Consider the following 14,380-nt stretch of genomic DNA (forward strand, 5'->3'; position numbering starts at 1 on the left):
TATTTTCATCATTATTTTTATAAATTTAACTTTAATATTCCTTCTTAATATTTAGAGGTATAATAATAGGATAAATTTATAAAAATTAATTAAATTCAAATATAAAAATATATGAGGTAAAATAAATGATATCAAAAAAATTCACATTTTTTTTAGCTATTTTTTTAATTTTTATAGCTATGGGAACTGTAAGTGCATCTGATGAAAATGGTACTTCAACAAGTTCGTCTACTTCAACAAATTCATCTAAAGAAATATCAATTAATGATGATAATTATGATATTTACTTTGATTCAGATGGAAAAATTAAAGATGACTCTGACTTTGAAGATGGAGATACTTTATTCATCAATGGAACTTTAACTAATAAAAAATTAAATTTTGATAAAAAAGTCATTATTGATGGTAAAAAATCTGGTAAAATTATTAATTCTACAATCAAAATAAGTGAAGATGCTTCTGGATCTATAATTAAAAATCTTATTTTTGATAATATTGATAAAATGGCTATTAATTTAGATGGTGATGTTTCTAATATTAATGTTATTAATAATATTATTAATATTAGGGGAACTAGCTTAATGTCAGCTTCTGGTAATCTTTATGGTATTTATTCTATAGGGGCTGGAAATTTTATAAATATATCTGATAATGTTATTAATATGGTGGGTGAAGCTCTTCGTACTTATGGAATGTATATTCAGCCAGATATATCTGGGGGATATTCTAATCCAGGTATGAATCCAATGAATTATATAATTAGTAATAATATAATAACTGGTGTTGTAAATGGATCTGGTTCTGGAGGAGGTATTTGGGGTATCCAAGCCGATTCTATAATTAATCTCACAATATTTAAAAATCAGTTAGATTTAAAATCTGAAAACTTTGTTTATGGAATTGTAGTATCTGATTTGGTTCCATCAACAGCAAGTGTTGAGCATACTGTCTCTAATGTAAATATTAGTGATAATATTATCAAAGGGTATGGAAAAGTTTTATATTTAATAGAACTGTTTCAATTAGGTGTTTACTTTGATAATCCTACAATGAATGAAATATATTCAATCGATCCAGACAATAATGGAATTTTTACCATAGCTAACAATAATATTTATGGTAAAGGAGTTTCAGTATATGGAATTGCTGCATATGGATCCAGATATATGAATATCCTAGGAAATAACATAACTGTTTATGGTGGAGATTATACTTCTGTTAGTAAAGGTTCAGATGTTATTCCAACAGGAAATAATCCTATTATTTTATTTTCAAGAAGCAGTGCTACTAGTTGTAACAATATAAATATTACAAATAATAGGCTTGAAACAAATAATGGAGTCATTGTTTGGGTTAATGAATCATATCCTCCTCAAAATTTTACATATGCAAACAATCTACAAACATTCTTTATTGATGATGAATCTTATTATAACTTTTTTGATAATAATGGAGACTTTTTAGCTAATATTAATGTTACTAATAATGATACACTTAGGTTAGGAAATTTAAATAAAAAGAAATTTAATATTGACAGAAAATTAACTATTATTCCTTTCAATCAGACATCTGTGATTTCATTTTGTCAAATTATCTTAAAAGATGGGTCTTCTGGATCACTTATTAAAGATTTATATATGATAAGTGATTCATGTGTTTTAGCAATTGAAGAGTCTAATGATAATATTCTTGAAAATAATCGAATACTTATAATGAATGTAGGAGATGCACTTTATTATTCTGTAACTGGAATATCTATTACAGGAGATAGTGTAAGAAATAAAATTTTGAATAATAATATTGAGATGATTGGTAATCCTAATCCTTTAAATCCAGTATATTTCTATGGCATTTCTCTTGGATCTTATGGCTATAATACTATAAATAATACTATCAGTGGAAATAAAATAAATATAAATTCTGGATATTATGCAGGAGGTATTTCTTTAACTGGAGCTATTGGAACTATCGTATCAAATAACATTCTTTCTTTATATGGTAAAAATTTTGTTTATGGTATTGCAATAAGTGACATGTCTGCTTGGGATTATACACAAAAATCAAATAAAAACCAAATAATTTCTAATAATATCAATGCAAAGGGCGGTATGATTTATTTAATTCAATCATATAATTCTTTATATAATACTATTAAGAATAATAATATTACAGGAGATGGTGATGCAGTTTATGGTTATGCAGCTGCAGGAGCTTTAAGTGATCTTGTTGAAGGAAATATTATAATAATTAAAGGTATTGATTCTAGTAAAATTGTTAATGGCTTTGATTCAATTGGATTTGGGCATGGAGGAATATTTTTTACTCAAGGGTCTTCTAATATAACTATTATTAATAATAAGATAACTTCTATTTATAAAAAAGGAGGAGATTATGGAATATTCATTAATGGAAGTGATATAGATTCTAAAAATACAATAAAAAACAATATAGTCACTTCTGATAATGCTAAAAAAGTTGGAAAAGCGGCTATCTTCACTGATAAATCTTCTGATCTAATATCTGGAAACACTCCCAAAAAAACTACCTTAGACATACTTACAAAAACAATCTATAAAGGGAAAATTGCTACTATTAAAGCGATTCTTAAAGATGAAGATGGAAATTTAGTAGCTAATACTAAAATCCAATTAAAAATCAATGGAAAACTTTATTATGCAACTACTAATTCTAAAGGTGTAGCTACATTTAAGATTTCCTCTCTTAAAGTGGGTAAATTCAGAGTCACTGCCGATTATGTAGGAAATACAGCCTTATTGAAATCTTCTAATACTAAATATCAGGTTGTTAAAGGAATACCAGACTTAATCATTAAAAAAGTCAAAAAACAGGGCAATAGCTATCAAATTACTATTAAAAATCAAGGTTCAGCTAAGTCTACTATATCTAAGTTAAAAATATTCTATAAAAAAAATAAATACAATCTAGCTACAGCCAAAGGAATAAACCCTGGCAAATCTATAACATTAAAAGTAAAATTCTTAAAAAAATTAGCTAATAACAAATATACTAAGATTGCACAGATAAATTATAATAAAAAAGCTTTAGAATCTAATTATAACAATAATAAGAAAAAATTTAAGGTTTAAATATAAATATATAGATTAAAGAAAAGTTTATCTTAATTTTTTCTTTTTATTCTTATTTTTTATTTTCTTTTTTATTTTTATTCTCATTTTTTATTATTATTTTCATTTTTGTCATAATTTTTTTTATCTTCTCTTTGTTTTTTTAAAAAATATAGGAATATTTATTAATAAGAATTTATTAAAAGAATTATAATATCAAATGATGTTGAATTTATATAAAGTAATCTTTATAAATTTTTTATTATTAATTAATTTAAATTCATAAAATATTATTTAATTTGATTTAATTTAGCTAAAAAATATTTTAAAGTTTTTTTATGACTTTAAATTAATTGTTATAATTAATAGAATTGTAATTTTTATATTCAATTGAATTTAATTCGATAAAAAAATAATTTGAGGGAAAAAATGGGAAAATTAAAAATAACTATGGTATTTATTGTTCTTTTAATTTTTTTAGCATTAGGAACAGCAAATGCTGCTGATACTAATAGTTTTGATAATAATGCTGTTAATGATAATAGTATTAATGGCAATTTTATTGATTCTAATTTGGTTGATGCTAATATTGTTAATGATAACAATGCTGATGATAGTTTTGATGTTAATGGTGTTAATGATAATAATTTAAATGGTAATGGTAATTCAAATAAAGAAAATACATCTAATAATGATTATAATAATTTTAAAGATTCTAATTCTGGATTAGGCTCTATTATAGATCAGCCTTTTTCAACTGAATCTTCTTTAAATGTTCAAAATATGATTATTGCTAGTACTCCTGTTACTTATATTATAAATAATTCCAATTATAATGACTTTTTTTATAATAATGGATCAATTAGATCAGGAATTAATGCTGGAGATACTTTATATATTCAAGGAACATTAACAAATAAAAACTTTATAATATCCATACCATTAAATATTATTACAACAAAGGGTGATGGTAAATTGGTTAAATGTACTATTACTATTATTAATACTGGTTCTGGTTCAAATATAACAAATTTAACTTTTAATAATAGTAATAATAATGGGCATGGAGTTCATTTAACTGGAACTCAGTACAATAAAATCGAAAATTGTAGCTTCACTCTAAACGGTCTTAATGCTTATTCTATTCCTGTTGTTAGATCAAATTATAATAGAATTATAGGAAACACAATAAAACAAACTCCTAACAATGCAGGTCAAGGCCAAACACACTCATTAATTGTTTTAGGAGATTCTCATTATAATGTAATAGAAAATAACACACTTGAATCCGATGGTTCAAACTGTATTTATCTATGTACAGCAGCTTTTGCTGATTTTTCAGGTAGTAAATCTTCTACCAATAATAATATATCTGGAAATATAATATATGGGGTTTCTGGAGATTGGTGCTGGGCAATAGCTATAAGTAATGGTGATTATAACAATATAAAAAATAATAAAGTTAGAGGTGCTCAAAGAGGTATTTCAGTTTCAGGAAACTATATTAATATAACTGACAATGATTTACAGTCTAAAGGTACTTCTGATAAACCAGGTATAGGAATTTCCGCAAGTGGAAATTATATTAATATAATTAATAATTATATTAACCAGTCTACAACTAATGAAGTAGGGATTGAGTTTTCAGGTACTAATTCTTCAATAAGAAATAATACAATTTTCACTATTAATGGATATGCTATGCAAGTTAGTGTTAGTGAAAATATAACACTTCAAAATAATTCTATTGCAACTAAAGCTGGAAAAGGAATTTCTATTTTTGGAACTAACAATTTGATCTTAATTGAAAATAATTATATAAATTCTACTAATGGTGTTTGTATAATGTTAGATAAAGCATCTAATAGTAAATTCCCTAAAAATGTTATTATAAAAAATAATAAACTAAATACTACTGGAGAATTTGCAGTTGATGCGAAAAATGCTGATGATAGTCCTGGATCTATACTTTTTGACGGTCAGGGTAATATTATTTATGGAGGTGGAAAATATAGGGATCCTAATGGTGTAGTGTCAATTCCAAATTCAACTCCAATATTTGATGGTGAATCTCATTATGTAAATGAAAGTAATTATGATGATTATTTTACAAGTGATGGAACTTTAACAAGTAATGTAAGTGATAGAGACATTTTAATTATCTCAGGAAACTTTTATAATAAGAACATAATTATAAATCGTGTAGTTAAAATTGAAGGAAATGGAGCTTACTTTTACAATACTACATTTAAAATTATTATTGATGGGGCTAGAATTGATTCTATAAATATAATCAATTCTAATAATATGGGGATAATTATAGTAGAAGCAAATAATGTTGAAATTAATTATTGTAATATAACTTTGAATCATACAAAAACAGCTTATGGAATTTGGATTTCTAAATCAGATAATGCTAAAATTAAATATAATAGGATCACTGTGAAAGGTGACTTCTTAACATTTGGAATTTTCCTTGATGGAGCTAATAATTGCACAATCCAAGATAATATTATAAATGTTACTGGAACTAAAGACTTATACAATCATCACGTTGGAAATTGTACTGAATGTGATAATGGCACTTGTGTTGGAGGTACTTGTACTGGTGGTACTTGTGTTGGAGGCACCTGTGTTGATGGTACTTGTACTGGTGGTACTTGTGTTGGAGGTACTGATGATGATGGTACTCATATAATTCCAGAAATTTATAGAACTTATGGTATTATATTAATCGGTTCTGATAATAATAAAATAATTAATAATCGTATATATGCGACTTCTGCTTTAGAAAATGCTATTGATCCTATTAATGATGGTCAAAATTCAATTGTAGGTATAGATATCTATTATGATAGTCATAATAATGAAGTAATAGGTAATATAATAGAGATAATAGCTAAAGATCCGTTTTTATATGGAATGGGTGTATTAGGATCTCCAACAGGAACAAATTCAACTACAGCTAAAAACAATATTTTTAAAAATAATAGGGTCACTCTTGTTGGACCTTATTTTGTGTCTGGTTTTATCTCTGGTCAAAATAGTTATGATACTATCGTATCTGATAATACTTTTGAATGTTGGGGAGGCAACTATAGCTATGGTATAACACTTGAAAAATCTCAATTAAATACAATTGCTAATAACACAATTAGAACTTCAGCAATAGTAAACTATGCAATAGAAGCTTTTGAATCCAACTATAATATAATTTCAAATAATAATATCGAGTCTCAGGGTAGTTATAGTTATGGAATTGCTCTTTATTCCTCCTCTGGAAACTCTATTTCTTATAATACAATCAATGTTAATGGTAATAGATTAACTACACCACTTGAAGGAACACACCATGATGTTATTCCTTATGGTAATGCTGGTATTTTACTTATTGCTAATTCAAATGGTAACAATATCACTAATAATTCAATAATCTCTTCAGGAGAATATGCTATTAATTGTACTAATACATCAGGTAATAAAATTGTATATAATTTTTTAAATACTACTGATATGGATGGGAAAAAAGGAAAAGATTCTGTAAGTTCAATTGCAGGGATGAATGTTATTGAAAGAAATTATTATCACTCTTTTGAAGCAACATTACCACCAGTTTCAACTGAAGTTAATGGTACTGCTAATTCAACATTCCATGTTAATAGCCAAACAGGAGATGTCAATGGTGCTAAAGTCAAATTTTATGTCTTTTATGAGGGAACATGGACATTATTTAATGAAAGCTATATTACTGATGGGGTTGCAGGATTTAATTGGAATAAAATATTTAATGGATTAAATTATGGAGTATATCAGATTAAAGCAGTAATTATTAAAGATGGTTTTGAAGATTACACTATATATTCTAATTTAACTGTTAATAAAGCTCCTATTGAAGTTATAATACTCAATTCTACTGGAATAAAAGGTGGCTCTGTTAAACTGTCTGCTAAAGTAACAGATAAAAGAAATAATTCTGTTTCTAATGTTAAAGTTGATTTTTATGTGAATGGGTTTTATGTTGGCTCAAACAGAACAAATTCTGAGGGTATAGCTGTTTATAATTATATTGAAAGAAAAGGCTTAAATGTTGGATCTTATAACTTGAAAGCAGATGCTTTGGTCTCTTATAATCATTTAAATGGGTCTAATGAAGGAATAGTTAAAATTAAAGATAAATCTATCCTTACATTTTATTCAATTCCTTCAGAAATAGGAAAAATTAGTATTATTCAAGCTGTATTAAAAAATAGTGCAGGTAAAGCCTTGTCTGGTAAAACTTTATATTTAATAATTGGAAATAAGGTTTATTTGGCTAATACTACTTCTAATGGAATAGCTACTTTTGGATTCTCAGGACTAAATATAGGTAAGACTAAGTTTGTAATTTTATTTGTTGATGATGATACACAAGGATCTTGCAATGTTACAGGATATTATACTGTAAAAAATCATGCTGATTTGATTATAACTCATGTTAAAAAATCAGGAAATTATAAATACAAAATTACTGTAAAAAATCAAGGTGAATCAACTTCTAAAGCTTCTAAACTTAAGATTTGGTTTGGTAAAAAGTATAAAATAGTTAAAATAGGTTCAATTGATCCAAATAAATCTAAAACAATTAATGTAAATTTCTTTAAATATTCTACTCATAAAAAATATACAAAATATGTTGAAATAAATTACAATAAAGCTATAAATGAAACAAACTATAAAAATAATAAAATTTCCTTTAAAACTTCTAATTATCAAAGATTCAAAGCAGACCTAACTATTAAATCTATCAAAAGATCTGGAAATAAATATATTATAACTATTAAAAATCAAGGGACAGCTGAATCTGGGAAATTTAGAATTAAAATAGGTTATGGTAAAAAAGGAAAGATTTTTACAGTAAAGTCAATACCTAAAGGTAAACAACTGACTCAAAAATTTACCTTCTTTAAGTATTCAACTCATAAAAAGTATACTAAATATGTTAATGTAAATTATAATAAGGCAGTTGTTGAATCTAACTATAAAAATAATTTAAAAAAATTTAAAGTTTAGTAATATTCTTTTATTTTTTTATTTTAACTCTAATAATATTTTTAATTTTTAAACTTACTTTTTATTAATTTTTATTAGTTTTACCATTCATTACTTTCACTTTTTATTAGTTTTATGATATTTTTTGTTATTTTTAGATATATATTATTTTTACACAATATTTAAAAACTATTTATACTATAATGACTAAAGTTATTTTAGAACTACTTATTTAGATAAGTTAAGTTAATTTGATATTATTTGTTGTTGATATTTGTTTTTAATATTTCAAATCACTTAGGGGCCTGTGGTCTAGCCTGGAATATGACGATGGACTTCGGATCCATAGGTCAGGGGTTCAAATCCCCTCAGGTCCGTTTTTAAACATACTAAACTAATCAGCTAATTTTTTAATTAAATTTAAATTAATAATTATTCTGTACACTTAATGGTCTTTTTATTTCAATATATTTATATAATGGATTGATGTGATTATATTAAAAGCTATATGTTAATTTATGATTTTAATTACTCATTATTTTAATTAACAATATTGTCATGGTTTTATTGGATTAATACAATATGTTGATATATATCATATACACTGGTATCTAATCATTAATACTTATTTTTTGAATATCTATTTATTTTTCAATTTATTTTTAGTTTTTTCAATGTTTTAGTTAATTTTATATACTCCTTTTTTTATAATTATATTCAATAGTTAATCAAATATACTTTAAACTTTATCAACTTAACTTTAATATCTAATTTTCTTATTTGGTTTATCTACTGATTACTTCTAAAAATATGAGAAATTCCTATTTTTATTATTTGCTTAGCTATTATTTTATAATTTAAATAAAAAATACATAGGAGGTAATTTTTTTTGAAAAAGAATAATTTTTTCATCATTAGTGCTTTACTTATAATATGTTTATTTTTAGGGTTAGCTAGTGTCTCTGCTGCTTCAAGTGACATTTATGTTTCACCTAGTGGTAATGATTCATCTAATAATGGTACTGTTGATAGCCCTTATCAATCTATTGGTAAAGCTGTTAATCAGTCACATGATTCTAGTAATGTTAATATTTATTTAGATGAAGGTACTTATCGTGGTAAAGGTAATAATACTGAAATTGTGATTAATAAAGCTCATGTTAGTCAAGGTGGAAGTATAAGTATCATTGGTAAGGGTAAAGATAAAACTTTTATTGATGGTGATTCTATTAGCTTTATATTTGATATAAAAGCTGATTCTATTGTTTATTTGCATAATCTAACTATTCGTAATTGTAAAAGTACTAATGGTGGAGCAATAATTAATAGTGGGAATTTATCAATTAATAATTGTAATTTTGAAAATAACTATGCAACATCTTATGGTGGTGCAATTTACAGTGAGTATGGTGCTAATTTAAATATTGTTAATTCTGTATTTAATAATAATTATGCAGCATCTTATGGTGGAGCGATCTTTGGTTACATAATAAAACTTAATAATTGTAATTTTACAAATAACATTGTAGATTCTAATATTATTTATTCATCAGATGCAAATTCATTTGTATACAATTGTTATTTTATTAATAACACTATAAATAGTACTAGTTCTTGGATTTATAGTACTCTGTATATGAATGGAGGTTCTATAGTAAATAATACATTTATAAACTGTTCAGCTCCAAATAGCGATTCAACTCCTATTTTATACATTGGGGGAAATATCTACCTTAAAAACAATACTGTAATTAACTGTTTTAATAAAAATAATCTGAGCTTTATTAAGTCTGACTGGGCTAATTTCAATTCTAATCTGACTTTTTTAGGCAATTCAACTGTCAATGTTAATAAACCAAGTAATATTCGCTTAAATGCTCTTTTAACTGATGATATGGGCAATGCTATTAGTGGTGGAACTGTCTATTTTATTATAAATGGTATTTTAAATAAAAGTAATTCTACTAATGCAAGTGGTATAGCCACTTATACATTCACACAGTTATTCAATGATGGTTTGTATGTTGTTTCAGGTTATGTAGGTTCTGAAAATGTAACTTCTGTTAGAACTGGTGTTATAAATGTAACTATTAATAGGGATTCTGTCACTTACTATGTTTCTAATAGTGGAAATGATGATTCTGGAGATGGAACTGAGGATAACCCATTTAAAACAATTCAAAATGCTATTAATAGAGGTTTTGCAGTTTCAATATATCCAACTATTATTATTAAAGATGGTGTCTATAAGGGTATTGGTAATGTTAATATGTCTTTCAATGATTTAGGAATATTAACTATTATTGGTAGTGCTAATACTATTTTAGATGGTGAAGTTCAAAACTGGTTGTTTAAATTTGGTTCTTATACTCAAGTGAATTTAGCGAATTTAACTATTGCAAATTTTAGTGGTAAAGATACATATCCTCAAGAATATATTATGCAATTTAGTACAGGTTTTAATATTACTAATTGTAATTTTGTAAATAATACAAATTATACTCTTATATATGACGGATCTAGTGCAACTAAAAATTTAGTTAATTGTAATTTTATTAATAATTTCAATATGACTAACTTAGTTTCTTTAGGATATAATAGCTTCCTTAATAATTGCTCATTTATAAATAATTCTGGAGTTAAATCTGACGCAAGAACTACTATACTTTATATACATAATGGTACAGTTAGTAATTCTAAATTTATTAATAATACTATAACTGCAAATGATTATTATACTGCCATTCTATATATTCATTCTTCTGCACAAAGTTATAATAATAAATTTATTAATAACACTATTTTAGAATCTGTACAATCTTATACTGGAGGTACAACACTACAAGGAAATGTGAATAGTATTAATGACTATTTTGAAAATAATATTGCTATTCGTGGTGGTGCAGTATCTGGCTCTGGAAACTTCACAAATACAACTTTTAAAAATAATAAAGCTTTACAATATGGTGGAGCTATTTACTTAAATGGCTTATTAAACTTGATAAACTGTACTTTTTCAAATAATAATGCTACATTAAATGGTAAAGATATTTATGTATATGGATATACTTCTGGATTAACATATACTGGTGGGAAAATTGATGGATTTGGTTTGGTTTTTAAATCTATTAATACTACTTTAATTAGAAATTATTTAATAGCTAATTTTGTAAATGATGATGGTATTGTTATTGGTGGAACAAATGTTTCATTCTATGCTAATGGTACTTATCTTGGTGTTGCAGAGTTAATAAATGGAGAAGCTAAATTAAATGTTGTAGGCTTAAATAATGGAATTTATCAAATAACTGGTGAATATCAAGGTGCTGGAAATGATACTTCAATTACATCAGGTGTTTTAAATATCTCTTCTAGTATTTTAGACTCTTTAGATGTTTATGTTGCAACTAATGGTAGTGATACTAATGGTACTGGTTCTATAGATAATCCTTTTGCTACAATTATTAAAGCTATAAATGTTGGTTTGGAGAGAACTCAAAACCTTAGAGTGCATCTTGCAGAAGGAACATATTCTGGTAGTGGAAATGTTAATATTACTTTACCTGGGTCTGTTAATCTTACTATTGTAGGGGCTGGAATGAATAAAACTATTCTTTATGGCGATTCTGTAAATTGGGCTTTCTTTAATAATTTTGGTGAATGTGTATCAACTATTGCTAATTTAACTATTGATAAGTTTAATACTCAAGGGTCATCAAAAGGAGGTGCAACATCTGGGTTTGGTATTGTTCATAATTTAGGTAATCTAATTGTTGAAGGTTGTAATTTTAAAAATAGCAATGGAACTGCTTTAGTTAATGAACGTGATTCTGCTGGAAATAGAGATGTTACTTTAGCTAGCTATTGGGGTAATTTAACTGTAAAAAATTGTTACTTTACAAATAATACTGGAGGTTATAATGGTGGTGCTTTAGCTAATTTTGCTAATGCATATATTTACAATTCTGTATTTGATGCAAATAATTGTACTAATTATGGCTCAGAAATTTTCACAGGATATTATACTCAAAATACTACTTATACTTATTTAGTGAATACAACTATAAAAAATACTTTACAGAATAAGTCTAATAGTGGTGCTGTTTATCTTGGTGGAGAAAATGTATTTATAAATTGTAGCTTTATTAACAATATTAAAAGTATGGGTATTAGTGGTTCTAGTGGTATTGTAAAAATTTCCTTAATTGGTTCTGTTTTCAATAATACTGGCAACTTCTATATTTATGCTGGTAATTTATGGAATATTGTTAATTCTACATTTGAGAATATCGATTCTGGTATCGGTATTGGTTACACTGGTATAACTAGCTATATTTCAGGCAGTACTTTTAAAAATATCACTGGGGGCTTAACTTTAAATGGAAATACTTCTATAAAGGATTCTTGTATATATGTTCCTTTAACACTTTCAAGAGGAGGTCTTTATGTATATGATTTAGATTATAATTGGTGGGGAAACAATTCCAAACCTGAACCTATAATGGGTGCTGGTAGTTCTAATATTACTATTAACCTTAATTATTGGATTGTTATGGCTTTAGTTAATACTGGTACTCCTGGTTTAACTCAGAATATTAGCGTTGTTTCAAGAGCTATTGATAATAATGAAACTTTACATTATTATGATACTAGCAATATTCCTATTCCTCCTGAAGATAAGGAGTTTATTTTAGAAGTTGTTAATGATACTGGTTCTATAACACCAAACGAAGGTAATGTTAGTGATTCTGGATTTAACTCTACTTTCACAGGTAATGATTATGGTAATCATACTGTAAAAGCTACTTTTAAAAATTTCAATGCTTCAAAAACATTTGAAATATATAAATTAGAAACTACTGCTAATGTTACAGTTTCTAATCCTAAAGGTAAAAATGGCAGTACTATTATTATCACAGCAAATGTGAAAGATAATCAAGGTAATCCTGTTAATGGAGGTATTGTCGAATTTTTCTTCAATGGAAAATCATTAGGAAATGTCACTGTTGAAAATGGCGTAGCTGTTTTTAATTGGGTTATTAATGAGCCTAATGTTTCTCATGAAGTATATGCAGAATATCATAAAAATGATGTTTATAATGGGTCTGTTCAAACAACACCATTTGAAGTTTTAACTATCCCTACTAACATAACTACAGATTTATCTAAAACAAATGGTAATCGTGGTGATAAGGTTTTAATCACTGTTAATGTTCGAGATAATAATGGTATTCTTGTTAATAGTGGTTTTGTTGAGGTATATGTTAATGGTGTATATTTAGGTACTTTTGATGTTGTAGGTGGTAAAGCTTATGTTAATTGGACTGTAAGTGGTAATCCTGGTAAAGTAAGTGTAATAGCTAATTATACTGATGATTATACTTATGTTGATAATCAGAAAAATACTAGCTTTGAAATCAATAAAATAAAAACAAGCACAAGTATGAGCAACTCTAAAGGAACTTATGGTAAAAATACTGTTTTAAAGGCTACTTTAAAAGATGCAAATGGTAAAGCTATCGTTGGTAGATATGTTAAATTCTATGTAAACAATAAATATGTTGGTCAAGCAAAAACTAACTCTCAAGGTTTAGCTGCATTAAACTATAAAGTTAAAAACACTGGTTCTTTAACTATTAAAGCAATTTCAGTTAGTGACAGTACTTATCAAAGCTCTACTCATTCAAGTAAATTATCTGTTCCAAAACTAAGCAAAGTTAAAATCAAGAATTCATATGCGGTTAAAGGCAAGAAAATTACCTTTAAAACTCTGTTAGCTAATTTGGGGCCTGATAAAAGTAGTTTTGTGATTTCTTATAAGCTACCTAAAGGTGTTAAACTTCTTAAAAGGTCTCTTTCTAGTGGTCTTGTTAAGTATAATAAGAGAACTGGTATTTTGTCTTGGACTGTTAAGAATTTAAAGCTTAGTAAATCTAAATCAGCACTTTTAACTGTTTCTTTATCTGCTAAAAAAGGCAAGTACTATATTAAGAATTCTGTTAAAAAATCAGCTGGTTCAGTTGTTTATGGAAACAATGCCTTAAAAAACATAAAGGTAAAATAAAAACAAAACTTTGTTTTTTTTTAGATGATAGGAAGTTTTTATAAAAATTTCTTATCATTTATTAATTATTTTTTAATTTTTTTGTAATTAATTTAAATTTTAAAACTTAATGAATATTTTAAATATTTTTAGATTATTTTCTATTAATAAATCTAATTTTTTTGCTTATTTTGGAGATTTTTCATGATTTTATAAATTTTTT

At 25.8% G+C, this 14,380-nt stretch carries 3 protein-coding genes and 1 tRNA gene; all 4 read left to right on the top strand.

Annotated elements, in window-relative coordinates:
• Window positions 1-125 precede the first annotated feature (125 nt).
• The 4 genes from MBBAR_RS02240 (at window position 126) to MBBAR_RS02255 (ending at window position 14,178) form a co-directional block, all read left to right on the top strand.
• Entirely contained in the window at window positions 126-3,107 is a 2,982-nt protein-coding gene (locus MBBAR_RS02240; RefSeq protein ID WP_080459657.1) for a CARDB domain-containing protein, read from the top strand.
• A gap of 408 nt (window positions 3,108-3,515) precedes the next feature.
• On the top strand, window positions 3,516-8,135 hold the full coding sequence (locus MBBAR_RS02245) for a right-handed parallel beta-helix repeat-containing protein (protein WP_080459658.1): 4,620 nt from the start codon (window positions 3,516-3,518) through the stop codon (window positions 8,133-8,135).
• Between the two features lie 280 nt (window positions 8,136-8,415).
• A tRNA-Arg gene (locus MBBAR_RS02250) sits at window positions 8,416-8,491 on the top strand.
• A 512-nt stretch (window positions 8,492-9,003) separates the two neighbouring features.
• Complete coding sequence (locus tag MBBAR_RS02255; RefSeq protein ID WP_080459659.1) at window positions 9,004-14,178, top strand: beta strand repeat-containing protein; 5,175 nt, start codon at window positions 9,004-9,006, stop codon at window positions 14,176-14,178.
• Window positions 14,179-14,380: the final 202 nt, after the last annotated feature.

Origin of the sequence: Methanobrevibacter arboriphilus JCM 13429 = DSM 1125 (assembly GCF_002072215.1) — an archaeon.
GTDB classification, from domain to species: Archaea; Methanobacteriota; Methanobacteria; order Methanobacteriales; family Methanobacteriaceae; genus Methanobinarius; species Methanobinarius arboriphilicus.

Coding starts and splice junctions, on each gene's coding strand:
- MBBAR_RS02240 (WP_080459657.1), top strand. CDS start 126: ATGATATCAAAAAAATTCACATTTTTTTTAGCTATTTTTTTAATTTTT.
- MBBAR_RS02245 (WP_080459658.1), top strand. CDS start 3,516: ATGGGAAAATTAAAAATAACTATGGTATTTATTGTTCTTTTAATTTTT.